General features: G+C 63.9%; 28 protein-coding genes and 1 tRNA gene. 18 read left to right on the top strand and 11 right to left on the bottom strand.

Annotation, left to right across the window (positions count from 1 at the left end):
* Positions 1-378: 378 nt before the first annotated feature.
* From ACOYYX_RS21955 to ACOYYX_RS21930, 6 genes are all read left to right on the top strand, one after another.
* The gene (locus tag ACOYYX_RS21955; RefSeq protein WP_422923709.1) at positions 379-729 is read left to right on the top strand and encodes a hypothetical protein; all 351 of its coding nucleotides are present in this window, start codon (positions 379-381) and stop codon (positions 727-729) included.
* A gap of 175 nt (positions 730-904) precedes the next feature.
* On the top strand, positions 905-1639 hold the full coding sequence (locus tag ACOYYX_RS21950) for a recombinase family protein (protein ID WP_422923708.1): 735 nt from the start codon (positions 905-907) through the stop codon (positions 1637-1639).
* A gap of 3 nt (positions 1640-1642) precedes the next feature.
* The gene (locus ACOYYX_RS21945; protein ID WP_422923707.1) at positions 1643-1891 is read left to right on the top strand and encodes a helix-turn-helix domain-containing protein; all 249 of its coding nucleotides are present in this window, start codon (positions 1643-1645) and stop codon (positions 1889-1891) included.
* Entirely contained in the window at positions 1888-2253 is a 366-nt protein-coding gene (locus ACOYYX_RS21940; RefSeq protein WP_422923705.1) for a hypothetical protein, read from the top strand. Before ACOYYX_RS21945 ends, ACOYYX_RS21940 begins: the two co-directional genes overlap by 4 nt.
* Complete coding sequence (locus ACOYYX_RS21935) at positions 2246-2899, top strand: hypothetical protein (RefSeq protein WP_422923703.1); 654 nt, start codon at positions 2246-2248, stop codon at positions 2897-2899. Before ACOYYX_RS21940 ends, ACOYYX_RS21935 begins: the two co-directional genes overlap by 8 nt.
* Positions 2900-3021: 122 nt before the next feature.
* On the top strand, positions 3022-3438 hold the full coding sequence (locus ACOYYX_RS21930) for a hypothetical protein (RefSeq protein WP_422923701.1): 417 nt from the start codon (positions 3022-3024) through the stop codon (positions 3436-3438).
* A gap of 61 nt (positions 3439-3499) precedes the next feature.
* On the opposite strand, the gene ACOYYX_RS21925 is transcribed toward ACOYYX_RS21930, so the two are convergent.
* The 4 genes from ACOYYX_RS21925 to ACOYYX_RS21910 are packed head-to-tail and all read right to left on the bottom strand — an operon-like array spanning position 3500 to position 4499.
* A complete protein-coding gene (locus tag ACOYYX_RS21925; protein ID WP_422923699.1) occupies positions 3500-3760 on the bottom strand; it encodes a hypothetical protein in 261 nt (86 codons plus the stop codon).
* Positions 3757-4017 (bottom strand): hypothetical protein, encoded by a 261-nt coding sequence (locus ACOYYX_RS21920; RefSeq protein WP_422923697.1) that lies wholly within the window; start codon positions 4015-4017, stop codon positions 3757-3759. The genes ACOYYX_RS21925 and ACOYYX_RS21920 overlap by 4 nt, the downstream gene beginning before the upstream one ends.
* Positions 4014-4298 carry a hypothetical protein gene (locus ACOYYX_RS21915; protein ID WP_422923696.1) on the bottom strand — a complete coding sequence of 95 codons (285 nt, stop codon included), beginning with the start codon at positions 4296-4298 and terminating at the stop codon, positions 4014-4016. The genes ACOYYX_RS21920 and ACOYYX_RS21915 overlap by 4 nt, the downstream gene beginning before the upstream one ends.
* Before the next feature lie 3 nt (positions 4299-4301).
* Positions 4302-4499 (bottom strand): hypothetical protein, encoded by a 198-nt coding sequence (locus ACOYYX_RS21910; protein WP_422923694.1) that lies wholly within the window; start codon positions 4497-4499, stop codon positions 4302-4304.
* Positions 4500-4674: 175 nt separating this feature from the next.
* Between ACOYYX_RS21910 and ACOYYX_RS21905 the strand changes: the two genes are divergently transcribed.
* The 8 genes from ACOYYX_RS21905 to ACOYYX_RS21870 all read left to right on the top strand — a co-directional run bounded on the left by ACOYYX_RS21905 (position 4675) and on the right by ACOYYX_RS21870 (position 7098).
* On the top strand, positions 4675-4911 hold the full coding sequence (locus tag ACOYYX_RS21905) for a hypothetical protein (protein ID WP_422923692.1): 237 nt from the start codon (positions 4675-4677) through the stop codon (positions 4909-4911).
* Between the two features lie 3 nt (positions 4912-4914).
* A complete protein-coding gene (locus ACOYYX_RS21900; RefSeq protein ID WP_422923691.1) occupies positions 4915-5220 on the top strand; it encodes a hypothetical protein in 306 nt (101 codons plus the stop codon).
* A 324-nt stretch (positions 5221-5544) separates the two neighbouring features.
* Positions 5545-5745, top strand: coding sequence for a hypothetical protein (locus tag ACOYYX_RS21895; protein WP_422923689.1), 201 nt, complete (start codon positions 5545-5547; stop codon positions 5743-5745).
* A gap of 35 nt (positions 5746-5780) precedes the next feature.
* Positions 5781-6014 carry a hypothetical protein gene (locus ACOYYX_RS21890; protein WP_422923687.1) on the top strand — a complete coding sequence of 78 codons (234 nt, stop codon included), beginning with the start codon at positions 5781-5783 and terminating at the stop codon, positions 6012-6014.
* Positions 5998-6288, top strand: a complete 291-nt coding sequence (locus ACOYYX_RS21885; RefSeq protein ID WP_422923686.1) for a hypothetical protein — start codon at positions 5998-6000, stop codon at positions 6286-6288. The genes ACOYYX_RS21890 and ACOYYX_RS21885 overlap by 17 nt, the downstream gene beginning before the upstream one ends.
* Positions 6285-6554, top strand: a complete 270-nt coding sequence (locus tag ACOYYX_RS21880) for a hypothetical protein (RefSeq protein WP_422923684.1) — start codon at positions 6285-6287, stop codon at positions 6552-6554. Before ACOYYX_RS21885 ends, ACOYYX_RS21880 begins: the two co-directional genes overlap by 4 nt.
* On the top strand, positions 6544-6843 hold the full coding sequence (locus tag ACOYYX_RS21875) for a hypothetical protein (RefSeq protein ID WP_422923682.1): 300 nt from the start codon (positions 6544-6546) through the stop codon (positions 6841-6843). Before ACOYYX_RS21880 ends, ACOYYX_RS21875 begins: the two co-directional genes overlap by 11 nt.
* Positions 6844-6855: 12 nt before the next feature.
* A complete protein-coding gene (locus ACOYYX_RS21870; RefSeq protein WP_422923680.1) occupies positions 6856-7098 on the top strand; it encodes a hypothetical protein in 243 nt (80 codons plus the stop codon).
* 110 nt (positions 7099-7208) lie between these two features.
* Here the strand turns inward: ACOYYX_RS21870 and ACOYYX_RS21865 are convergent, their stop codons facing one another.
* Positions 7209-7862 carry a hypothetical protein gene (locus ACOYYX_RS21865; protein WP_422923678.1) on the bottom strand — a complete coding sequence of 218 codons (654 nt, stop codon included), beginning with the start codon at positions 7860-7862 and terminating at the stop codon, positions 7209-7211.
* A 418-nt stretch (positions 7863-8280) separates the two neighbouring features.
* Here ACOYYX_RS21865 and ACOYYX_RS21860 point away from each other — a divergent pair, with 418 nt between their 5' ends.
* Together ACOYYX_RS21860 and ACOYYX_RS21855 are read left to right on the top strand one after the other, a co-directional pair.
* Positions 8281-8547 carry a hypothetical protein gene (locus ACOYYX_RS21860; protein ID WP_422923676.1) on the top strand — a complete coding sequence of 89 codons (267 nt, stop codon included), beginning with the start codon at positions 8281-8283 and terminating at the stop codon, positions 8545-8547.
* Positions 8544-10817 (top strand): DUF3987 domain-containing protein, encoded by a 2274-nt coding sequence (locus ACOYYX_RS21855; RefSeq protein WP_422923674.1) that lies wholly within the window; start codon positions 8544-8546, stop codon positions 10815-10817. Before ACOYYX_RS21860 ends, ACOYYX_RS21855 begins: the two co-directional genes overlap by 4 nt.
* Positions 10818-11257: 440 nt before the next feature.
* Here ACOYYX_RS21855 and ACOYYX_RS21850 read toward each other — a convergent pair.
* Positions 11258-11330, bottom strand: a tRNA-Thr gene (locus ACOYYX_RS21850).
* A 76-nt stretch (positions 11331-11406) separates the two neighbouring features.
* Positions 11407-12555, bottom strand: coding sequence for a glycosyltransferase family 4 protein (locus tag ACOYYX_RS21845; RefSeq protein WP_422923673.1), 1149 nt, complete (start codon positions 12553-12555; stop codon positions 11407-11409).
* Positions 12556-12974: 419 nt separating this feature from the next.
* Here ACOYYX_RS21845 and ACOYYX_RS21840 point away from each other — a divergent pair, with 419 nt between their 5' ends.
* Positions 12975-13544: a hypothetical protein gene (locus tag ACOYYX_RS21840; protein WP_422923671.1), complete on the top strand. Its 570-nt coding sequence runs from the start codon at positions 12975-12977 to the stop codon at positions 13542-13544.
* 109 nt (positions 13545-13653) lie between these two features.
* On the opposite strand, the gene treZ is transcribed toward ACOYYX_RS21840, so the two are convergent.
* From treZ to ACOYYX_RS21825, 3 genes are all read right to left on the bottom strand, one after another.
* The gene (gene treZ, locus ACOYYX_RS21835; protein ID WP_422923670.1) at positions 13654-15633 is read right to left on the bottom strand and encodes a malto-oligosyltrehalose trehalohydrolase; all 1980 of its coding nucleotides are present in this window, start codon (positions 15631-15633) and stop codon (positions 13654-13656) included.
* A gap of 1169 nt (positions 15634-16802) precedes the next feature.
* The gene (locus tag ACOYYX_RS21830; RefSeq protein WP_422923669.1) at positions 16803-17168 is read right to left on the bottom strand and encodes a hypothetical protein; all 366 of its coding nucleotides are present in this window, start codon (positions 17166-17168) and stop codon (positions 16803-16805) included.
* An 88-nt stretch (positions 17169-17256) separates the two neighbouring features.
* Complete coding sequence (locus ACOYYX_RS21825) at positions 17257-18030, bottom strand: hypothetical protein (RefSeq protein WP_422923667.1); 774 nt, start codon at positions 18028-18030, stop codon at positions 17257-17259.
* A 395-nt stretch (positions 18031-18425) separates the two neighbouring features.
* Between ACOYYX_RS21825 and ACOYYX_RS21820 the strand changes: the two genes are divergently transcribed.
* Positions 18426-19775, top strand: coding sequence for a DUF3386 family protein (locus tag ACOYYX_RS21820; protein WP_422923666.1), 1350 nt, complete (start codon positions 18426-18428; stop codon positions 19773-19775).
* 93 nt (positions 19776-19868) lie between these two features.
* Here the strand turns inward: ACOYYX_RS21820 and ACOYYX_RS21815 are convergent, their stop codons facing one another.
* Positions 19869-21608: a hypothetical protein gene (locus ACOYYX_RS21815; protein WP_422923664.1), complete on the bottom strand. Its 1740-nt coding sequence runs from the start codon at positions 21606-21608 to the stop codon at positions 19869-19871.
* Between the last annotated feature and the right edge of the window lie 311 nt (positions 21609-21919).

Raw genomic sequence — 21919 nt, 5'->3', positions numbered from 1 at the left:
CCTTTTCGGGCTTCCCTACCTCGGCCGACGCTCCCTAAAGCTAGTCTACATTCAGACTTGCTATTGATGCAAATTCAATGGCCCGAGCGGGCCCGATTGTCCAATCAATTCAACGTGCTCCGATACGATATTGCATCGTCTCTCTCGGATTCACTATCTTAGAAGTCTCGAACGAAGCCGTTCCTACCGCGAAGCCGCGATCCCGTTACGCCACGCATAAACAGTCTCCTTACCTTGGGGAGAACGCTCATGCTCGCGCTCTCTTCAGAGCACTGGATCGCGATCAACCTCGTATTGGAGGGACGTCAGCCATGCGCCCGTAAATCCGCCTTGCTCCACTCCGGAGTCAATCTAGAGACTCTCGGAACCCTCGAGAACATGGGGATACTTTGCCGTTGGAAGACCGCCAACGGCAATGTCTGGACGCTCACGCCGTTCGCCGCCAAGGTCATCGGCGTCGAGCTGGTCGAGCATGTCGAACCCGCGAGCGAGAAAGGTTTCACATGCCGATGGGAGCCGATCGGGAAACAGCTCCGACCCCTGCGGGTGCCGGCGTCCTGGCGCTCGCTCTCCATCTCCAACCCCGATGCCCTGATCGCGCCGGCCGATCCCGAGGGGTACCTCTGCGACGAGTCGACCGGGGAGAGGATACTGCTGTTCGGCAAGTTTCCCATAAAGATCGACTCACGCCTTGCCCGGACGAAGCGGCGTCGGAGGCGGGCCGGTTGAGCCTCTCTTAAGGCCTTCGGACCCCCTTAAATCCGTCAACCGACGAACGCCGGTTGACAAGATCGTTCTCGAGGTGTTCAAGTGCCCACCGTCCGGAGGGGTTTACCCACCCTTCGGTGGCCCACCGATCGGCGGGTAATTATTCGTTTCGCAAGGTCCCCATAGGGATGAGACGATGACGATGACACTTGTCGGGATGCCTCGAGCGATCGGCTACATCCGCGTATCGACCGAAGAACAGGCGCGAGGGGGGTTCTCCCTGCTCGACCAGGAGTCCAAGGTCCGCAAATACGCCGATCTGCACGAGCTCAACCTCATCGACATCATCGCCGACGAGGGGGCCTCGGCGAAGACGCTCAAGCGGCCGGGGATCGCCAAGGCGCTCGAGGTCCTGCGGAACCGCCAGGCCGAGGGCCTGCTCATCGCCAAGCTCGACCGGCTCACACGCCGGCTCAAAGACTGGTCGAGCCTCATCGACGATTACTTCTCCGAGAAGGGGGGATGCAAGCTCCACTCGGTCCAAGACCACGTCGACACGTCGACCGCAACCGGCCGGATGATGTTGAACATCATTTTCACGATCGCTCAATGGGAGCGAGAGACCATCTCGGAGCGCACCAGGGACGGACTCAAGATCAAGCGCAGGGCCAATGAGCGTTGCGGGAACGTCCGGTACGGCTATGACCTCGAGATCGGTGGGCCGGTCAACAAACGTGGCGGGGCCGCTCGCCTGGTCGAGAACGTCGAGGAGCAAGCCGCGATCGCCACGATGAAGGCGCTAAGAGAAGACGGGGCCTCGCTCCGGATGATCGCCGAGGTCCTCGAGAAGAACGGCATTAAAACCAAAGAGGGGCTCACCAAATGGAGCGCCGAGGCAATCCGGAAGATCCTGAATTGGAAGGTCGCATGAACCATGAAAGCAACGCGAGGGCCTAACCGGGCCTCTCAGGAGCGCGTGACGCTGGGAGACCAGCTCCGCGAGATCATCCGCGAGAGCGGACATACCGCCTACTCGCTCTCCCAACCGAGCAAGGTCGCCGAGGAAGTCATCCGCCGTTTCATGAACGGCACTCGTGACCTGAAACTCGACACCGCCGACCGCCTCGCCGAGGCGCTCGGGGTCGCACCTCTCACCGCCGCGCGGAGGCGATCGGCGCGGTGATTACTTTCAATGCCCAGCATTGGGATCCGGTCGCCCGGCGATGGCTCGCGCTCGAGGTCGAGTGCGAGGTCGAACCGTACGATCCCGGCCGGCGATCGGGACCGCCGGAGAGCTGCTATCCGGCCGAGGGGGGGACCGTTACCGAGCTCTCGGTCAAGGTCCTCGGCGTGCGTCTCCTCGACCGCCTCGGCAACGTCGAGCATGCCTTGAGGGTCGAGGACGGAACCCTGTCGGCCGGGGCCGCGATCGCCCTGGCGAGGGAATTCGAGGCGAGGCTCGAGCCCGGCTCTCGCGTCTGCAATGAGGTCGATCGACTCTGTTTCAATCAAGCCGCCGCCAACTCGAGGGGTAACGATGTTTGAGGGACACTCGAGCGCATGGCTCGAAATCAGAGGGGTCAAGGCTCGCATTGCCGTCGACCAACTCAAGGCGATCGAGCGGACCTTCGTCTATGCCGAACCGACTCCGTTCGGTTCCGATGAGCCGTTCCGCATCATCGAGAGGACTCGATATGACGGTACGTTGCAGATCGGGAATGAGTCGGTCCACTACCGCCTCACGCCGCGAGAGCTGCCTACGCCGCGAGGGTGGATCCGCGCGAGGATCTTTGTCATTCGAGAGCACCGGCCGTCCTCGCGCCTGCCGGGCTATCTCGGGGCCCGCAACGTCAAGGCGAGTACCTTCCATGACGTCCTGGTCAAGGCACGTCGCTTCGTCGACTGGAAGGCCTTGGCCAAACGCTCGACCCTCATGCTCGATCGAGAGGAGCGTGATTTCAACGGTCGGAGCGTCGATCCGATCTGGCAATGCGAGGGCCTGCGGTTCGCCTGGGAGCTCGCGAGGCGGTACCGGGTAGACCAGATTAATCGCCGGTGGGTGCGCTACTATCGGGATTACCGAACCTTTCACTGGCCCGATCGCGTGCCGACGAACTACGCCGAACCTGGCAAACTCGCCGCGTTGCTCGACCAGGTCGGCCGATGGTGGCGAGGGCCTAGGGACCTATGACGCGGGAATACGCCGCCGGAGATGGGGACGCCATCGAGCTCGCGATTCAAGGGGTTGAGTGCCCGATCCCTCTGGGTACCCTCTTGCTTTGCGGGGCCGATCGGGCGCGCGAATACCCGTCGATGTCGCTTGGAGCCATCGTATCCAAGTATTACGACGTCATCGACGGCAGGATTCACGGTGAAGCTACCATCGGCAACGTTTGCTTCGGCTTCGCGATGAGGCCTCTCGAGGAACCTCTACCGCCGGGGAAGCAACGCGCGACGCTCCGCGTACTCTCGGGAGGGGCAGGGTTCACGCTACCCGTCGAGGTCGACCGACGCCTTACCGTCGAATGGGATGCGCTGTCCAAAGCTCATGAGTTCGTCGGCCGGTGGCATTGGCGTTTCGGCGATCCCATCTGGAATCTCAAAGACGCGGCATTCATCCGCGAGCTGGTACGTCGGTACCTTCGCCATTTCGCTCGCAGCGACTTCCGCCTAGCGCTCGACCTGGTCGAGCTCGAGGACCTCGCCGCCGAGCGCAACCGACGCGCATGAAAAAGGGACCGGAGGCCTTCGCCTCGGTCCCTGGTTGGAAGTCATTTCGCCGACGTGGAAGTCATTCCGGCTTCTCGATGACGCTCCACAGATGGCAGCTCCCGTGAACCCTCTTAGATACCCGGCCGTCGCGCTCGAGCTGCCGGAGTAGCTTCCCGGCCGACCGGGCAAACTTGTTCTGCCGGTGGCTACCCTCGCCCCTGTCGGGTACTTCGGTAGTGTCCCCCCACAAGAGCCAACCGAAGTCGGTCACTCTCATCGGGCCGTGTTTCCTAAGAGCGGCGATCGCGTCGTCATGCCTCGACTGCTTTAAAGCCTTCATGGCTTCGAGGCCTCGAGCTCGTCGAGGTCCTCGACCAGGTCCTCGAGCCGCGTGAACTCCCCCATAGCCTCGGCGATGAGCGAGGCGGAACCGCCCGCCCTCTTGAGGCAATAGAAACGCAAGCCGAGCAAGAGCGCCCCGACCGCCTCGGCCGGGTCGTCGCGAAGGCCTGCGCCGAGGACCTCTTCGGCCGAGGCCAAAGCACGTTCCGCCGCGAGCTCGAGGCTCGCCTTCGTCGGGTGCGTGAGATGGGTCATTTGGTCCTCGCTCTCGAGAGTGCCGGCTTCGCGGGCTCCTCGCCCCGAACCCGGATAGGCCTGGCATTGGGCACGCCGAGGCGCACCGCCCACGCGTCGACCTCGGCCTCGGAGCGGAACAGCCGAGCATGCTCGAGACGGTCGGTCGCGTACGTGTCGTATGCCCGGTTGTAGGCCATCCACGCATAGAGCGTCATCCCATCCTTGAGGATCTCGGCCGTCCACTCTCGGGCGCCGCCCTCGGCCGCAGCCGCCGCCCGGATTTCCTTCCGCGTGGCCATCGGTCAATCCCTCCCCTGCTTGACGCGCTCGGCTTCCTTCACCGCCGCCATGCGGACGAACGACGCGACGGGCAAGCCTCGCTTGTCCGCCGCCGCCTTCACTTCATCGAGCTGCGCGGCGTTGAGGAAGATTTTGACCTGGGTCAAATCCTCGCCTTCGCCCTTCGCGACGTCGTCGCCCGTCGCTCGTTTCTTCGCCATCGTCTTCGGCCTCAAGGCTACTTGGGACATAGAACCCCCTAAAGAGTACCTCATGAAGGACCAACTTGGGACCAATACCGCTTGACTCGTTATAGCGTGTGGGATAAGTTGGGGCAAGTCCGGTCCTGAAATGGTCCTGACTTAATCCCAACTCATCTCCAAATAGGGGTCGCTAATGTCGATCGATTTCCAAGGCGAGAGATGCTGTTTCTGCGGACGTGAGATCCAGCTCGGGGACCTCATCGGCAAGAAAGGCAAAGTCCAGCCCTTCAAGGCGTCGGGCTACGTCCATACCCGATGCCTCAAGCTCTCGGTTCGGGGGACGTCCCGAGCGATTTGGAAGCTCCGAGCGTCGGGCCTCTCATTCGGCCAGGCCTCGAAGCTCATGCTCCACAAGCCGGAAAGGAACTGAGCCATGTCGGACAAGCCAATACCGACGACTCGGCATGTGCTGAACGCGCCCAAGCAGGCCGAGTTCGTCGAGCGCTACCTCGCCTCGGAAGAGGTCGCGAACCGCGAGGAGTCGCTCGACCGTTCGTTCGACTGCCTCATCCAAGCGACCTATGAAGCCGGCGAGGTCGCCTTGGCCATCGGCCTCATCGCCCTCACGTTCTGCCGTCGCCGGCGGATCCACGACCGATCCGCCTCGAGCCTGCTCACCATGCTCGAGCTCGATTGCGAGCCGGAAGGATTGTCCGCCCTTCGGGAGCTGATGCGGTGATGCGTCGTCGAAGGCACTGGCGCGAGAGCGATAGTCGCGAGCCGGCTCGTCAGCAAATCATCGGATCGCTCGCGCGAGGCAAGGCCGAGGGGCTCGAGGGCCGGGAGCTCGAAAGGTTCGTCTCGACGGGATACCCGTTCGGCGAGCGGCGGTATTACCACTACAAAGTCTGGCTGCAAACGTTCGCCCTGTATGTGCGAGGCATCCACAAACCCATCAACAAACGACATCGCAAGAGCCTCCCCCGAGACCTGCCAGGACAAAGGGTCCTGCCCGGTATGGAAGAGGCCTTCGACTCAGCTATCCGTGATTGGGGGCAGGAACATGATGAGTGCAAGGCAACTGGCCAAGCTCGGCCGGAAGATGCGGGCGGCGCAGAGCAAGTATTACCGCGATAGGTCGCCGGCCGTCCTCGAGCTGTCGAGGCGCCTCGAGCGCGAATTCGACAACGCGTGTGACGAGCTCATCGACCAGCCGACGTTGTTCGGTGGCGAAGTCACGAGCGATGAGGAGAGCTCATCGTGAGGATCGCTCTCAACTCAATCAATCTCGTGCCTTCGATGCGACGTCACTTGGAGGGTAGGCAGGTCCGAATCTGGTCGGGACGTCATGAGTTGTGGTGGGCGCCCGAAGGCAAGGGGTACGCGAGGAGCGAGGACCTGGCCGGCGTCTTCGACTTCGAGGACGCATGGCGTCAGACCCGCTACGCCGGGCCCGAAAACAAAATCGTGTATGTCCTCGCCAACGTCGAGCCGTTCAAGGTGGAGGTCGAGAGCGATGGCCAAACGTCATAAGGTCGACCGTGTGACTCATGACCTCTCCGACGAGCCTCGCCGGCAACTCTCGCTCGCCCTGGTACCGCCCATCCGCCGGGGCCTTCCGCCGAGGTACGTGCCTCGCCGGAAGGTCGATGCCAAGCTGCTCGAGGCGATCGGCCTCGGCAACGTACCCGTCTCCGTGTCGCACGGCTCGCCCGGCTGGAAGTACCTGGTCAAGACGTGCATCCGGGAGAGGATCTCAATTCAAATGCGCGTCGACCTGGTCGGCGTCGAGGGGGGTGAAGGTTGAGCCAGACGAACGGGCCTTCGGTTCGCATCGTCCTCTCATGCTTCAACTGCAAGCATGAGACTTCCGAGAGCTACCGAGTCCAAGGCGACTCGGGGAGCGACGTCTATTGCACGCATCCCCAATGCGGCGGCAAGAAACGCGTCGGCGATACCCGATGGGATACGCCCGACTGGTGTCCGCTTCGGGACGATGCGATTCGAGATCATCTCATGGCCGGCTCGCTCTATCAGGTCCTCATGAAATGGAAGGCCGAGAATGGGAGCTGAACAGACCTGGTTCTATTGCAACCTGCTCTCGCATCGCATCGAGCGAGTGACGGTCGTCTCGAGCTCGAAGTGCTACGCCGAGTTGAAGGAAGGCAAGACGACTCAACGCGTCAATCGCCGAAACCAATTCGGCTCTTACCATCCGACCTATGACGAAGCCGCCGACGCCTGGCTCGCGGTCCTCGGCCGCGAGATCGCCGACGCCCGAGCATGCCTCAAGGCGAGCGAGAGCAAGCTCGCCAAAGCAAACGCTTGGATCGAGGATCACAGGACGGAGGTCGGCCTTTGATGGAGCCGCATCATGGAAAAGCCTATGCTCACGATATCGCTCGAGCCGCAAGAATACGGCTTCGACTTCCGGCGCACTCCGTTCGTCGAGCTGGTGTTTCAACCGGCGAAACGGATGCGGGTGGTCTGTCTCGACGCGAACGGCTTGCGGACGGAGCTCGAGGGGCCTTGGGATGTGGTCGTCGAACGACTCATCGCCTTCGGCTACGTGGTCGCTCGGAAGCCGGTCGAGCTCAAGGCCTGGCGTTCGAAATGATAAACCGCTCGAGGACGCTCCTCGAGCGGCGTGACGTGCATAGCGGTTCGGACGAATCCATCATCGGCTCAACGGGACCAGGGTTCAAGGAGCTTTCGCCCGGCGTGAAATCACTTCCTCCCGGAGCGAAGGAGGATCACAAGGAGCAGGAACGCCAGGCCCGCGCCGAGTCCCCACACGATCGGGCGTGCCCACTCGGGGAGCCGTCGGTACGCCGCCGGGGCTCGCCGGATCGCGGCGAAGGGGAGAGTGATCGGCAAGGAAAGGACGATCAAGAGCGAGGGCAGGCAGCCCGCGAGACATCCATCCGGCGCCTTACGCGAGGCGTTGAAGTCGTAGCCCGCAGGCTGGGTCTCCGCGCTCAAGGCCCTCTCCCAAGAGTCGTCGGATTCGTGGCCCGCCGGACGGGGCTTCTCGCTCGAGGACAACAGCCTGATCTCGATGTTGACCCCGAGGTTCTCCTTGTCTCCCTCGCCGCCGGTGACTTGCAGAACGCGCACCTCCAAGGAGCCGCCGCCCACCAGGTGCGCGAGGAGCCTGGCGACGAGCCGGTCATTGTTCCGGACGTATCCCAACTGCCTCCCGTCCTCGAGACAGAGGGCTATCGCCGCGCTCTCCGTGGCATGGGGGTTGTCCCATTCGATCACCACACCGAGCCTGAGGCCGGGCCGGCAATAGGCCCTGATCAGATCCTGCCTTCGGGTCCCGTCGCCGTTGGTGAAGGTCACTCCCGCGATCTTGGAACGGATGACGTCGCCTGGCATCGAAGTCCAAATGCAAACGCCCTCGGCGGAGGCATCACACTCCGACGAGGGCGCAGGGAATCGGGGAGTTACCCCCGGTTCGGTTTGTCGCGTGGTGATGCTCACGCCGAAGGGGGCGAGTCTACTGGATCGACCTCCATCAAGCAATCAGTGCCATTGAAGGCAACGCGAGATCGGGATAGCTTGAATGGGCCGAGTGCTATCCAACCCTCGATCGACTTAGATCGGTCTCGCGACAGTGTCTTCGGCGATGCGTGGCATCGCCGATGGGCCTTCGCCGGCGGCTAATGGGTAGCGCGCTCCGGCGAAGGTTCTCTTTGCTCCCTCGGTTCTTTCTTGGTTCCGCGTCGATGTTCGGGCTCACACCCTGAGAAAGTTTGCGCCCGGTTTCGCCGCCAAAGCGAAAGGTCAGTGTCAGATGTCGAAGATCGTTCGCGGGGACTCAATGTCCTCGCCGGCGCCGCTGCGCCATGCCGTCCGCAAGGCCTTCCCGGATCTCTCATTCCAGGCCGCGTTGAAGGCCGAGTCCCATCACGCCTGGCCGGCGTGGACTCGCCGTGTCGCGTTCGCCGCGCCCGTCGACGCCAATCGCTGGCCGGCGTGGACCGATTCCGTCGTCATCTCGGCCGAGGCCGAGCTTCCCCCGGCCGGTCCCCTCTTCGCGAAGGAAGGGGGCCGCGCATGAGGAAGGCCAAGGCAAAGGCGGTGAGGTTCGAGCCCATCGAGCTCGCGATGAAGGAAGGGGTCGACCGGGCCGACTTCGAGACCTATTCGGCGATCCTCCGCGATCCCGAGGCGCGAGGGGCCGACCGGGCCAAGGCGACCATCTGGGCGAGCGAGAACGGGTTGCTCGAGCTCGGGGCCTCGACCGGGAGCCCGGCCGACGTTGTCACGATCGCGGCGTACGCGCCCGGCCTGCCTCCGATGGGCAAGCCATCCGGCCGGGCCCGGGGCAAGTCATCCGTCCCGTTCCCGCCGCCGGCGCTCATGCCCCACGACGTCGGGGCCGAGCGGGAATTGCTCGCCACGATGGCGAGCAAGCCGGAGGTCATTCCCGAAGTCCTCTCGATCCTGGACGGGAGCGACCTGGGCCAAGAGTGGCATCCCGAGCTGTTCGCCGCGATCGTCGACCTTGGCAGGCAGGGCGATCCGGTCGAGGCCTCGAAGCTGGCCGAGCACGCGGGCCGGGGGAGGTCGGCCGAGGACCGGGCCGAGATCCTCGCCGCGATCGTGAGCGTCTTCGCCAGCGTCGTCGACACGGTCAAGTTCCGGATGGTCGCCGAGGGCCTGCGCCGCAACTCGCGGCTCCGGCATGTCCAGCGCGAGGCGAGCGCCCTCGTCTCGGATGTGAGCCGTGGGCTGTCCGATCGCGAGCTGTCGAGCCGGATCGAGTCGCGAATCGCCTCGCTCGTGGGGCTGGACGATGACTCGACCTGGCAGGAGCCGGAGCTGGAGGGGGCCGAGCCGACCGTACCTTTCCCGCTCGACGTCCTGCCGGCCTCGCTCGTCGCCCTTATCAAAGACGGCGCGAAGACGTATCCATGCCCTCCCGATTTCATCGCCGCCCCCGCACTGGTCGCCGTGGGGGCCGCGATCGGGCGATCGGTGCTACTCCAGGTCAAGAGCTCGTGGCTTCAACCCGCGAATCTCTGGGTTGCCGTCGTCGCCGACTCGGGGACCGCGAAATCTCACGCGCTCGAGGCGGCGCTCGACCCGATCACCGTCATCAATAAGGAGCTCTACATCGAGCATTTAGAGGAGAAAATGAAGGCCGAGATGGAGAAGGCCAATGCGGATACGTTGAAGCGTCTCGGGAAGTCTTCGGTCAAGGCGGGAGATAAAAAGACGGCTGCGGGCAAACCCATCAAAATGGGCGAGGCACCGCCGGCGAGGCGGATCTCGGTTCGCAACGTGACCTTCGAGTCCCTCGGCCCGATCCTGCAAGACAACCCCCGGGGCCTCATCAACGTCCAAGATGAGCTCTCCGGCCTCATCGCCGGCATGAACCAGTATAAGGGAGGGAGCGGGAACGACCGAGATAATTGGCTATCCCTCTACAACGGGACGCCCTTCGACAGCGATCGCAAGGGGCAGGATCGCTGCTACGCCCCCAATCCGTTCATGGCGATCGCCGGTAACGTCGTGCCCGGCAAGCTCTCACTGATGGCCGACCAATTCCAGGGGAAGGAAGTCGTAGACGGCTTCGTCGATCGGTTCCTGTACGCCTTCCCGGAGCCCGTGAAATTCGAGTTCCATTGGCGTGGCCTGGAAGACGCGAACGTGAAGACGTGGAGGACCGCCCTCAAGCGGCTCTGGAATCGGGGCCTCGCGATTGATCAGCATGGCTTCGAAAGGCCTCACGTCCGCAAGCTCTCGGCTGCCGCCCGGAAGCCTTATGAGAAATGGATCGTCGAGCACATGGGCGAGACCGAGCGCAGCGACTTCAACCCCCGACTCCGGCCGGCCTGGTCGAAGTTCTGCGGGCACCTGCCCAAGCTCATCCTCATCCTTCACGAACTGCATTGGGCCTGCGGGAAGAAAGAGGCCGACGTTGAGACGATCGACGCCGCCACGGTCCAGCGTGCCATCAAGGTTTGCGAATACTTCAAGGCGCACTTCCGCAAGGTGCTCGCCGCGATGGTGGGAGGCATCGAAGGGGGGGCCGATGGCCGCGCGATCCTCGAATGGATCCTCCGGAAGCGTCGCCCGCGTTTCACGCTCCGCGAGCTGAAACGGGACCTCGACCGGCGATTTGACGTAGATCCCAATGGGCTCTCCCGGGGTCTGGCCTGGCTCGAGGCGAGGCACGCGATTCGGGAGTATGAACCGCCGCGCAACGCGACGGGGAGGCCTGCGGGGGAGGCCTTCGACGTGAATCCTCGCGTGCTGCTGATGAAGCCCTCGAATGAGAAGACTTACCGGAAGGGCGCTGACAAAACTAAAAAACGAGCTTAAGTCTCGATTAGGCTAAGGTTTAGCTCGAAAAACGAGCGCTGACAAAACTCAAAAAAACGTTGACAAAACTCCATTTCGGGGCCGTTTGACATGCGTCAGACGCCCCCGAAAAACCCTTCGTCGGGGAGTTTTGTCAGCGTTTTTTTGAGTTTTGTCAGCGCTATGTTTTTGGCGGAACACCAGAACTCGCAACGGGTTAAGTCCGTTTTTGAGTTTTGTCAGCGCCCCCCCTGTGTATTTCTGGGGAGCGAATGTATTTGGTGGGACCGTCTGGCGGGCAAAAGGGCCCCCGAGTTCACACCCTGAGAAAGTTGCACTCGGGGGCCCCGCGAAAGGCATGCTCCGTCAAAGTCGCCCCATTTTATCGTATACCGTAGTATACGTCAATGGAGTGTTTGTATGTGGACTCGACAATCCCAAGATCGTGGAGCCGATGAAAGAGCCATCGAGTGGAGTTGAACCACCAACCCCCGCTTTACGAAAGCGGTGCTCTGCCGATTGAGCTACGATGGCGAAGAGGCCTTATAATAGGTATGAGACCGCGGAGTGTCAAGGTATACTGCAAAATCGAGGTTGCGGATTGTGGGGCTTAGCGGGGGCCGTCGGCGAGGGCCTGGTGGTAGACGTCGAGGTAGCGGTCGATGTTACGCTCCATGCCGAAGTACTCGTGGGCGACGGGGATCGTCGCGGCGGAGAGGCGGGAGGAGAGGTCGGGGTCGCCGAGGACCTTCAGGATGCCCTGGGCGAGCGGGGCGGGGGCTACCTCGGTCAGGTAGCCGGCGCCGGTCTCGCCGAGGATCTTGGTATAGTCGCCGAAATCCGTTGCGACGATCGGGCGGCCGGCGGCGAGGTAGACGGCGATCTTGCTCTGGACGGAGTAATTCTCGCGGCAGGCGAGGCGGGGGTGGACCAGGACGTCGGCGCGTCGGGAGAGGGCAACGACCTGCGCGGGGGTTTGGTCGGTCAGCACGACGAGGCGGTCGCCGTAGATGCCGAGTTCCTCGCGATAGGTCCCGCCGGCCTCGGCGGGACCACCGACCAGGACGCAGCGGGCGTCGGGGCACTCGGCGAAGATCTGGGGGAGGGCCGAGATCAGGATCGGGACTCCCTGGTTGGGATGCACGATGCTCCCGACGTACATGATGACTTTATGCTCGGGGCCGACGCCGGGGATCGTCACCGGGTCGCTCGGCCGCTCGAATTCGCCGAGGTCAATCCCCGGGTAGATCACCGAGACGCGCTCGCTCGGGACCTTCTTCTCCTCGATCACGACCTTTTTGACCGGCTCGCCCAGCGTGATGACCGCGGCGGCGTGGCGGCAGACGGCACGCTCGAGCTTCATATAGATCCGGAAGACCGGGCCGCGGCCGAGTCGGCTTCGCTCCACCTCGTCGCCGAGGAGCGAGTGGATCTCGTAGACCATCGGCCAGCGGTTGCGGTGGCAGGCGAAGAAGCTCCGCGTGGCCCCGCCGTAGTGCTGGGCGTGGACGAGGTCGAAGGGGAACTGCTTGGCGATCTGACGCAGGCCTCGGCCCCACGAGCCGGGGGCCAGCGTGTAGAGCGGGGTCCCCTCGAACTCCTCGCGCTTGATCCCCCCGAAGGGCGGGCGGAGCTTCAGGTAGGCGATCACGACATCGATCCCGCGGGACTTCAACGCCCGCATGATCTTGATCGGCAGCATCGCCGTGCCGTCGTAGGTTCCGGGGATCGGGAACGAGGTCACCAGCAGGATTCGCATCAGACCGAAACTCCGCGGGGGTTCAAGGTGCCGCTCAAAGCATAGTGGTCCCTCCCGGCGATCGGAAACCCCATTTCTAACACTCGGAATCCAGGTGGTTTTGGGGGGTTGGGAGATTGAGGAAAGATCGTGGCATCAAACGCCGATGGGAGACAATGAGAGAGCTGGATCAAGCTGCTACTCCCGGTAAGCAGGAGGTTCCACGCCGTTGTCTTTCGAGATCGGCCCTGCCTGACGACGAGTCGTGTGTGGAAAGTTCAGGACCCTCGCCGATCGCGATGGTGCGAGCCGTGACGTTGCGTGACTGGCCGAGTTCAGTCCGAAAGGGTTGAGGCGTGGCTTGATGGGTTTGCTTGAACCGAGGGCATGGGGCTCGGGCGTATCGGGTTGGGTCGATGGATGCAGGGAGGAGATCGAGTATGTCGGCCGAGCAATTCTTGCGGCTCGCCTGGTTGGCCGAACGCGATGGCCGTCGAACGGTGCGTGACGCCCTCATGACGCTGGCCGTGGCCGAGAGCGGCCCCGAGGACGCGGTCATCGCCGAGCGCTGTCGCAAGCAACTCATCGCCAAGCGCCCCGACCACTGGTTCGCATCCTTCCCCACCTGCGGGCAGGCACTCGGCCATTCGCGGGTCAAGCACGCCGTCGACCGCTTGCGGGCGACGTTTCCGCCCGTTCGGGTTGAGCGTCTCCTGTTCAAGGGAGAAGTCTGCCGCGGCCCTTATACGGGAAGAGACGTCCCGCTCGCGAGCCTCCTCGACGATCTGCTCGGGAATTCATCGGCCCCCATCGTCCTCGACGTCGATCCTTCGAGCGATTCGGTTCAGGCGTTCCCGTTTCCGGGATCCGTACCGGCCGCCTCTCCCGGCGCCGAGCAGGCCGACGATCCGGCCGGGCTTTTTGTCTTCTATCTGACCGTGCTGATGGCCATCGCCATCCTTTTGGCGAGCGTCCAGTCGTCGTCCTCGAAGGATTCGAAGGCGGCCTGACGATCCGAAAGATTAACGCCCATCGCCCGGCGAACCCGAGGTCGCGAGGACGATCCGGGGGTAGGCCGGGCGATCTGGTCTCCTGCGCTGGAGCCGTATCCGCTGCGGATCACTCGGGTAGCGGAGCAGGGGCGAGCACGAGGGCAGTGCGGCCGGGGAGCCGCCATTCGTCGTTGGTCTCGACCGGCGGGGCGCCGCAGCCGCCGTAACTCGGATGCTCGGAGTACCAGAGGATCTCCCAGCGCTTGCCGAGGGGGGCGGCCAGGAGCGGCTCGAGCGTCGGGTTCGGGTAGAGGTCGCGGCCGAGGTTGATCACCACGAGCCGGCAGTCGTCACCTTCCCCGAAGTAGCGGAGGGCGAAGGCCTCGGGGCCGATCACCGCGCCGTGGATTCGCTCGCTGTTCTGGGCCTGGAAGATCGGGTCCTCACGCCTCAGCCTGAGCAGGTCGCGATGCAGCGTGTAGAGCCCGTCGTGCGAGCTACGCTCCGACAGATCCAACTTGGATGACGTGAACGTCTTCGGATCTCTCGGGTCGGGCAGGTATGCTTCGAGGTCCGGGTGCGTGATGCTCCGGAACTGGGCCAGGAACTCGTGGCGGCCCTTGCGGACCAGTTCGGCCAGCTCCTCGACGTGATCGGCGAAATAGAGGAACGGGTTCGACGCCCCGAATTCCTGCCCCTGGAAGAACATGGGAGTGCCGGGAGCGAGCAGCCAGGCCGCGGTCATCGCCTTGAACTCGGCGGGGCCGGTCAGGGTGTGGAGGCGGTCGCCGCGCGCCGAGTTCGAGACCTGGTCGTGGTTCTCGAGGAATGTGACGAAGTTGGCGGCGGGCAGGCCGAAGGTCGACGTTCCCCGGGGCTGCTTGAGGTATCGCGAGTACTGCCCCTGGAAGAGGAACCCCCACTTGATCGAGGAGATCAGCTCCTGCGGGGTCCCCTGGAAGTCGGAGTAATAAGCCTCGGCGCGGCCGGTGAGGGCCACCACCGCGCTATGGTGGAAGTCGTCGTTCCACTGGGCGTCGAGCCCCTGGCCGCCGCGCTCGAGTTCCCTGGTCCGGATCACGTCGCGGGCATCATCCTCGGCGATCAGGAGGATCGAGCGGCCCCGGGCCAACTCCCTCGTCCGTCGCGAGATCGCGGCGACGATATGCTCGTCCGAGTGGTCGTGGATGGCATGGACGGCGTCGAGGCGGAGCCCGTCGAGGTGGAATTCCTCGATCCAGTAGCCGGCGTTGGCGACGAAGAACTCGCGCACGGGCTCGCAGTGCGGGCCGTCGAAGTTGAGGGCGTCGCCCCACTCCGTCTTGTCGCGGACCTGGTGATAGTAGTTGTCGGAGAACTGGCGGTGGTACGCGCCGTCGGGGCCGAGGTGGTTGTAGACGACGTCGAGGATCACTCCAAGGCCCAGCCGATGCGCCTCGTCGACGAAGCGGCGGAAGGCGTCGGGGGAGCCATAAACATGATAGGGGGCGTAGAGGTCGACGCCGTCATAGCCCCAACCGAACTGGCCGACGAACTCGGCGACGGGCATGACCTCGATGCAGGTGATCCCGAACTCCTTCAACTCGGCGAGCTGACGCGCGGCGGCGTCCCAGTTGCCTTCCTGCGTGAACGTGCCGATGTGTAATTCATAAATGACCTGCCCCTTGAGCTGGAGGCCGGTCCACTCGGCGTCGGTCCAGGCGAACGTCGTCGGGTCGACGACCTGGGAGGGGCCGTGGGGGCCCTCGGGCTGGAAGCGCGAGACCGGGTCGGGGAAGGCGTCGCGGCCGTCGAGTCGGTAGCGGTAGAGGGTTCCGGGGCCCGCCGAGCCGATTTCGCCCGCGAAGTAGCCTCCCTCGGCGGCGGACAGGGGGAATGCGACGGGGTTTCCGTCTCCCTGCTCGCCCGATCCCGGCCCGCCGTAGATGAGGACGTCCACAGCCTGGCACTTAGGCGCCCACACTCGAAACCGAACCCCGCCTTCGGGTAATACGGCGGCACCCAGTGATAAGGAAGGGCGGTTCGCGTTTTCGGGCAATGGATTATCCTTGCCGGGGTAAGTTGCTTCTTTTCTTGACTTTGGTTCCTGCTCCAACACTCCACTCATCTGTGGATTCTCCACGATAAGCCGTCGCGTGTCAGCCATCCAGGTCGTGGCGGAAGGCTGTCGCCAGGCTTTCATTTATGGAATCGATGCGAGTTCGGCACAGGGCCTGGCACCAAACGTTCGGTGAGTCACGCGGATCCTGCGTAAGGTCCCGAGTGGCTCGCTCCAAGGCGAGACCGTGTCGACTGACGTCCGCGGCGAGGGCAGGGCGTCCCGTCGTTCATGGCTTCATGCAAAGCCGCAAGATTATGAGCGATCGAATGAATTTCGATGTCGCTCCCAATCCGATCCGACCCGGCAACCGGCTTGAAAATAAGGTTGAGGTCGCCGCCGGCGATGCGCGAGGATGGTACTCGATCGCGAGCGCCGTGGGATCTCGCGGCCGTCGACCATCTTTAGCAAATCACACGCCAATGTCTGGCCTGCGAGCCGCCATAATCGCGGACGAGTGGGACTTGATGCGCCTGGGGAGACATCGGCGCGGGCAAGATCTCGCACGATGAAGGTCGTTTGGTCACAAGGTCGCAGAAGAAATGAAGAAAATTGGATGTGTGGTGGGGCTGATTTATGGGAGGGATTCGTCGAAGTTCGGCAAGGGGATTCTCTGACTCGTTTTCAGTTCGGTTCCGACGAAACCGCTGGAAGATTGATTCGAAAAGGGGAATAACGAGAAGAGGTAAACTGATAAAAATTCATAAACAAAAACACTTTTAATGTTATTGGCAAGTTGCTGGCGGAATGAGAGAACTGCCTTGGGTTTCCTCGCTATGTTCATGGTGTTGAATACGACGAAGAAAAAGACGTGGCCACAGCGGTGACTCTTGCAGATCCGCTCCATGGCGAGAAAGTAAAGTGATCCGCCGGTCGCCCTCAATGAGCGGAAGACCATGGCCAGATGAAGGGGCGAGCTTCTTTAGACGTCCAACCCGATTGCGATTAGCTAATATGCAAATGTAAGAACGAAAACTTGGTTGAGATCGAACGTGGTGCCTGCTGGGTCTCAGGCTTCGATGAAGTTATCCCTGGCTCCTCATGCGAGGCGCGTGGTCATGGCATGGTGACCCGGATGCCGGTCGGCCGAGCTCTGAGTCATTCAGAGAGGTTGTCGTATATATTGTCGAAAATATGAATAATAAGAATGTGCGAATTGGAGAGATGCGGAAGGCGGATTATCGCCCGCCCGGAGCCTGCTGGGCCTCGGCTTCGATGGCTCGATAGGCGGGGAGGCCGAATCGCCGGATGATCTCGCGCTCCATACGGTCGTTGTAGGCGTCGACGGACCTGCGGAGGCCTTCGTTGACATCGCAGCCGGCGACGCCCTGGACCGTCACCCCGAAACGCTGCTTCATGAGGCGTGCGTATTCGGGATGCCAGGCGGCCGGCAGGCCGTAGGACTTCAATCGAAGGGTTCCCGCCGCGATGTCATGAGCGGCGTCGGCAAGGCCACTCTCCTCGGGGCCCGAGCAGGCGGGGAGAGCGAGTAAGAGCGTCAGGAGTAGCGAGAATCCGGGCCGGAGGCGCTCATGAAAGCTCATCGGGCGGCACTCCGGGGAGGATTGGCTGACCGCATCAGACCAGGGGCGCCGCGGTGTCGATGGGAAAGACGCGCCCCTGATTCTTGATTCAGGCGCGCTGGTTCGGCGGGTGGATGACGCGGACGGGCTCCTTGCGATGGCGCTGGCCTCGGGTCAAGATGCCCCCGAGGCGGCGGTCGAGGGCCTCGATGGCGGCGTCGAGGATGCCCCGGGCCGTGTCGAGGTGCTGGGGCCGGAGGGCGTACGGGTCGCGGGGGAGGCCGGTCCTGGGGTAGCGCAGGCTCTCGGGCGGGATCGAGAGGCCGGGGGGAACCTGGCGTGATTCCAGGGGTTCATAGACCCCGTCGCGACGCGGCGAGCGATAGTAGGCGCGTCGGGATGCGGCGGGGCCGGGGTAGGTCCACGAGTTCCGGAGCGAGAGCAACTCGGCGAACTGGGGCCAGGGGGGCGTGTCGGGGTCGATCGAGCCGACGGTGCCGTCGGCGATCGCGGCCGGGAGGAGCCGCCAGGTCTCGGCGAGGGGCAGGGGCCGCGTCGGGTCGGCGATCAGGGCCGTCAACTCGGGTCGGCCGAGCTCCACGGCGGCCTGATGCACGAGGGCCTCGGCGCTCGAGATGTAGAGGAGCAGGGCGCCGCGGGCGAGGCGGCTGGCCTCGCTCTCGGAGCGCTGGAGCCTGAGCTGGCTCTGCGAGTGGAAGTGGAGCGCGTCCTGGTAGAGGCAGTGGAACGGGCTGACCACCGTCTCGATCACCCACCCCGCCGCGTCGGGATCGGACCCCCCATTGAGGGGTTGGCGCCCGCGGTCGGCGACGGCCGAGTCGTAGCCCGACCCGCGAGCCGACCCGTGGTCTCCATCCAGCATGGTTTTCTTCCATTCCCTACGGGGATCGATCGTCCGTCCGCGTCAACATCTCGAAATCGCTCGATGTCGCCAGGCCCCGCGCGACGCCCTCGGCTCGACGATTCCAAGGCGAATTACCCCACCAGCCTACCACATTCGGATCGACGATAACATCAGTCCACCCATCCGAGTCCGTACAAAATCTCGCCTGATGTAGATCATAATTTGGTGAGTCTGGTGATTTGTCCACTGGTGTTCTTTTGTTGTTGGGCCAGCGGCCGAGATCCCGGTTCATGTCCTTCGGAGGGCCGGTCGCCGGGTTGTCCTTCGCCTTCTCGCCCTCGCGCTGATAAAACCGAGGGATGGACCGCTCGTCGGGCCCCTGGAAATCCCGATCCCCCCTTGAGGACGCATCGATGAATCGTCGCCTTGGAATCCTGCTCGGCCTTTTGCTCCTGGGATGGGGGCATGAAACACGTGCGCACTTCCTGTTCATTCGGATCAGTCCGATGGCCGAGGCCGGTCGCACGGCCGACGTCTTCTTCAGCGAGCAGGCGGAGGCCGGCGACCCGAAGTTCGTCGACAAGATCGCGGGGACGAAGCTCTGGCTCCAGTCCAAGCCCGGCGTCTTCGAGCCCCTGATGGTCCGCAAGGGGGTCGATCGGCTGCGGGCCTCGATCCCGTCCTCGGGGTCGCTGTCCGTGATCGGCGAGTGCGTCTACGGCGTCCTGGCCCGGCCCAATCAGACCCCATTCTTGCTACGGCACTATCCGAAGGCGATCGCGGGGCGTCCCGAGGAACTCGCCGCCCTCAAGCCTCGGGCCGAGATCCCGCTCGAGATCCAGGCGACGATCGAGGGGGATCACCTCCGCTTCCTCGCCCTGCAGGACGGCAAGCCGCTGCCGGACGCCACCCTGACGACGGTCGACTCCGACCTCGCCGGCGTCGAGATCAAGACGGGAGCCGACGGGACCGCGACCTGGATCCCCTCGGCGCCGGGGCGATACTCGGTATACACGGGCGTCGTGCGCAAGACCCCAGGGCAGCACGAGGGCAAGGCGTATGACGAGATCCGCGAGTTCGCCACCATCGCCTTCGCCTGGCCGCTCGTGGATCCCAAGGGAGATGCCGAGGCGATCAAGCTCTTCAATGACGCCCTCACCGCGAGGGCCGTCTGGAAGGACTTCCCGGGGTTCTCGGCTCACGTCAAGGGGGAGATCGACGGTCGACCGTTCGATGGCAAGGCCGTCGTCAGGGGAGACGGCTCGGTCTCGGTGCAGGTCGATGACCCGGTGGCCCGCCCCTGGCTCGAGAGCCAGCTCGGCTCGATCGCCATGCACAGGAGCGTCGACGACTCCGACACCCAGACGGTCCTCCGATTCGGCGACGACGATGAGGAGCATCCGCTGGGCCGGCTCCTGACCTTCGATGGCGGCGAGTCCAGCTCGAGCTATCGCGTCAAGGACCAGCAGATCATGGTCGTCAACCGCGAGATGGGTAAGCGCAAGATGACGATCACCGTGCTGGACAACGAGCGGAATCGCGACGGCCAGTATCTGCCGAGGAGCTACGTCGTGCATTACTGGGACGCGGCCTCGGGCAAGGTCGAGCGCGTCGAGACGACCCAGGAGCGCTGGCATCGCCTCGACTCGTGGGACCTGCCCACGCTGCACGTGACCACCTCGGCGACGGAGGCCGGGCTGTCGATCAAGAGCGTGACCCTCTCCGAGCACAAGCTCGGCGAAGAGAAGGCCGCCGCCAAGTGATCGACCGGCTTTGGACCAACCCCACGCAAACGAACAGGCCGCCCCGATGGATGGGCGGCCTGTTTCGTTGGGTTCGAGGTGACATCGGCCCGATCAGGGGCGGTTCAGGTCGATCGGGGCGAAGCCGCTGGGGGCCTGCTGGGCCTCCTGCTCCGGCCTGGGTGCCGGGGGCAGGGGCATCGGCGGGGCCGCGGTCGGGTTGCGCCAGACCAGCTCGCGAGCCAGGAGTAGGTTCCCGTGATACTGCGTCGTGGGGTTGCTCTCCGTATAGTAAGCGATCGCCGTCGAGTTCAGCTTCTTCGCCTCGAGGAGGTAGGCGAGATTCGTCTGCGCCCCCCATCGGAACATGAAGAAGTACGGCTGGTTGGCCCCCGGGGCCGGGAGGTTCCGCAGGGTCGCGGTGAAGAACCGCTCGGCGTTCATCGTGTCCTGGCGCTCGAGGTGGGCGAGGGCGAGGAAGTAGGCCGAGTAGTGGTCGATCGCCGACTGGATTTCGGGGTGGATCGGATCCTTGCCACCGACGACCGTGGCGCCTTCGGCATAACGCATGGTCATATAGCTCTGGATCGCATCCGGGACGTCGCCGCGCAACTGCTTGATCCGTGCGTAGAGCAGCGGGAACCTCGAGTCGAAGAGGAGCAGCGCCTGCTGGGTCGCCTGGACGAACTTGGGGTCGGTGAAGAGGCGATTCACGACCATCACCGGCAGGTTCCAGAGTGAGACCTTGCCCGCGTGGGTGCCGAGGGCGCTGGCGAACTGGTCGCGCTGGTCGGCCGGGTCGCGGAAGAGCACGGTGCGGTTCTTGCCCACCAGGCTCTTCTGCAAGAGGAGCATCCGGGGTGAGAGGTAGCCGGGGCTCGAGTCGAGTAGTACGCCGATCTTGCTGGGGCTCTCGAGCAGCACCTTGCGATTGACGGGGTAGGGGGATTCGCCAGGGAGGTCGAGGCGGTCGAGGATCTTTGGGTCGTTGAGGGCGTCTTCGAGGGTGGCGACGCCATTGCCGTCGGGGCCGGGGATCGCCAGGCCGATCCGGTGATCGAACAGGTAGAGCTTGTGGTCGATCAGAACCGCACTGACCCAGGGGGTCTCGTCCTTGCTCTCCGCGGGCGTGTAGGTGAGGATGCCGACGTCGATGCCGAGCTGGCGGCAGAGCGACATGAAGAGCCAGCCTCGCTCGGACCAGGAGCCTCCCCCCTCGGTGGCCATGCCGCGGAGCAGGACGTCATAGGGCCTCGCCTGGGCCTGGCCGATCCCGGGGACGGCCAGCGACTGCGGCGGGACCAGGACCACCTGGCGGATCATCCAGTCGAAGAGCCGACGGACGCGGGTCAGGTCGTCCCCCGTGCCGCCGATCCTGGTGGCGATCCCGTGGTAGAGCATGCAGTCTTCGAGGTGCCGGGCGTCGGGCAGCTCGAACGTCGGGCGCTCGAGGACCTTGATCGACTCGGCCGGGAACTGCGTGAGGACGAATTCGCGGGCGACCTTGCTGAGCAGGTACTCGTCCGGCTTCGTCCCCTCGAAGTAGTTATTGAGCTTGGTCGTCGCCTGCTCGAAGTTGGCGCCGCCGGGCTTGATGGCGGCGGTCTGGATCAGGTTGATGACGCTCTCGAGGATCACCGGCTTCATATCCGGGTCGCCGTTGTCGATCGCGAGCGGCGTCGTGGAGGCGGCTTGATCCTTCCCGGCCTCCGTGTTCGTCGCGGCCTCCGAAGGGGAGTCGTTGATCGTCAGAGGCGGCGGTGCGGTCGATGAGTAGTCGCAGCCGGCCAGCATCGGGAGAGAGCCGAGGCCCAGGCCGAGGAGGATGGACCAGGGAAGGACGCGCCGTTTCAAAGGTGCACTCCTGAAGATCCGTCGGGAGAATCGGGTCCGAGCACGTCGACCGGACGGATCGACGTTGGATCACGACCCTGGACGAGTCCGACGGTTGGGTCGCGAATTCGATTTCGTGATCGAGATACGGATGCAGGTAAGGATGATTCCGTCGCCGGAGTTTCCAACTCCCCCATTTTGCGGAGAAGCGCGGGGCGCGGCGAGGCCATTGCCGAAAACTCCGGCCATTTTTCTACGATACGTGCGGCGGGCGAATCAGGTTCGCCGCATTTCGGGCCGCGACCCTGCCGCCTTGGCAAACTCGACGGAGG

Origin of the sequence: Singulisphaera chitinilytica (genome assembly GCF_049331405.1) — a bacterium.
Lineage (GTDB): Bacteria > Planctomycetota > Planctomycetia > Isosphaerales > Isosphaeraceae > PoT.
The sequence above is the reverse complement of the archived record's forward strand: the minus strand, read 5'-3'. Positions and strand labels throughout refer to the sequence as shown.

What these genes read in the sequence shown, in the direction of transcription:
- ACOYYX_RS21955 (WP_422923709.1), top strand. Translation starts at nt 379, where the DNA reads ATGGGGATACTTTGCCGTTGGAAGACCGCCAACGGCAATGTCTGGACG.
- ACOYYX_RS21950 (WP_422923708.1), top strand. Translation starts at nt 905, where the DNA reads ATGACGATGACACTTGTCGGGATGCCTCGAGCGATCGGCTACATCCGC.
- ACOYYX_RS21945 (WP_422923707.1), top strand. Translation starts at nt 1,643, where the DNA reads ATGAAAGCAACGCGAGGGCCTAACCGGGCCTCTCAGGAGCGCGTGACG.
- ACOYYX_RS21935 (WP_422923703.1), top strand. Translation starts at nt 2,246, where the DNA reads ATGTTTGAGGGACACTCGAGCGCATGGCTCGAAATCAGAGGGGTCAAG.
- ACOYYX_RS21930 (WP_422923701.1), top strand. Translation starts at nt 3,022, where the DNA reads ATGTCGCTTGGAGCCATCGTATCCAAGTATTACGACGTCATCGACGGC.
- ACOYYX_RS21925 (WP_422923699.1), bottom strand. Translation starts at nt 3,760, where the DNA reads ATGAAGGCTTTAAAGCAGTCGAGGCATGACGACGCGATCGCCGCTCTT.
- ACOYYX_RS21920 (WP_422923697.1), bottom strand. Translation starts at nt 4,017, where the DNA reads ATGACCCATCTCACGCACCCGACGAAGGCGAGCCTCGAGCTCGCGGCG.
- ACOYYX_RS21915 (WP_422923696.1), bottom strand. Translation starts at nt 4,298, where the DNA reads ATGGCCACGCGGAAGGAAATCCGGGCGGCGGCTGCGGCCGAGGGCGGC.
- ACOYYX_RS21910 (WP_422923694.1), bottom strand. Translation starts at nt 4,499, where the DNA reads ATGGCGAAGAAACGAGCGACGGGCGACGACGTCGCGAAGGGCGAAGGC.
- ACOYYX_RS21905 (WP_422923692.1), top strand. Translation starts at nt 4,675, where the DNA reads ATGTCGATCGATTTCCAAGGCGAGAGATGCTGTTTCTGCGGACGTGAG.
- ACOYYX_RS21900 (WP_422923691.1), top strand. Translation starts at nt 4,915, where the DNA reads ATGTCGGACAAGCCAATACCGACGACTCGGCATGTGCTGAACGCGCCC.
- ACOYYX_RS21895 (WP_422923689.1), top strand. Translation starts at nt 5,545, where the DNA reads ATGATGAGTGCAAGGCAACTGGCCAAGCTCGGCCGGAAGATGCGGGCG.
- ACOYYX_RS21890 (WP_422923687.1), top strand. Translation starts at nt 5,781, where the DNA reads ATGCGACGTCACTTGGAGGGTAGGCAGGTCCGAATCTGGTCGGGACGT.
- ACOYYX_RS21885 (WP_422923686.1), top strand. Translation starts at nt 5,998, where the DNA reads ATGGCCAAACGTCATAAGGTCGACCGTGTGACTCATGACCTCTCCGAC.
- ACOYYX_RS21875 (WP_422923682.1), top strand. Translation starts at nt 6,544, where the DNA reads ATGGGAGCTGAACAGACCTGGTTCTATTGCAACCTGCTCTCGCATCGC.
- ACOYYX_RS21870 (WP_422923680.1), top strand. Translation starts at nt 6,856, where the DNA reads ATGGAAAAGCCTATGCTCACGATATCGCTCGAGCCGCAAGAATACGGC.
- ACOYYX_RS21865 (WP_422923678.1), bottom strand. Translation starts at nt 7,862, where the DNA reads ATGCCAGGCGACGTCATCCGTTCCAAGATCGCGGGAGTGACCTTCACC.
- ACOYYX_RS21860 (WP_422923676.1), top strand. Translation starts at nt 8,281, where the DNA reads ATGTCGAAGATCGTTCGCGGGGACTCAATGTCCTCGCCGGCGCCGCTG.
- ACOYYX_RS21855 (WP_422923674.1), top strand. Translation starts at nt 8,544, where the DNA reads ATGAGGAAGGCCAAGGCAAAGGCGGTGAGGTTCGAGCCCATCGAGCTC.
- ACOYYX_RS21845 (WP_422923673.1), bottom strand. Translation starts at nt 12,555, where the DNA reads ATGCGAATCCTGCTGGTGACCTCGTTCCCGATCCCCGGAACCTACGAC.
- ACOYYX_RS21840 (WP_422923671.1), top strand. Translation starts at nt 12,975, where the DNA reads ATGTCGGCCGAGCAATTCTTGCGGCTCGCCTGGTTGGCCGAACGCGAT.
- treZ (WP_422923670.1), bottom strand. Translation starts at nt 15,633, where the DNA reads ATGAGTGGAGTGTTGGAGCAGGAACCAAAGTCAAGAAAAGAAGCAACT.
- ACOYYX_RS21830 (WP_422923669.1), bottom strand. Translation starts at nt 17,168, where the DNA reads ATGAGCTTTCATGAGCGCCTCCGGCCCGGATTCTCGCTACTCCTGACG.
- ACOYYX_RS21825 (WP_422923667.1), bottom strand. Translation starts at nt 18,030, where the DNA reads ATGCTGGATGGAGACCACGGGTCGGCTCGCGGGTCGGGCTACGACTCG.
- ACOYYX_RS21820 (WP_422923666.1), top strand. Translation starts at nt 18,426, where the DNA reads ATGAATCGTCGCCTTGGAATCCTGCTCGGCCTTTTGCTCCTGGGATGG.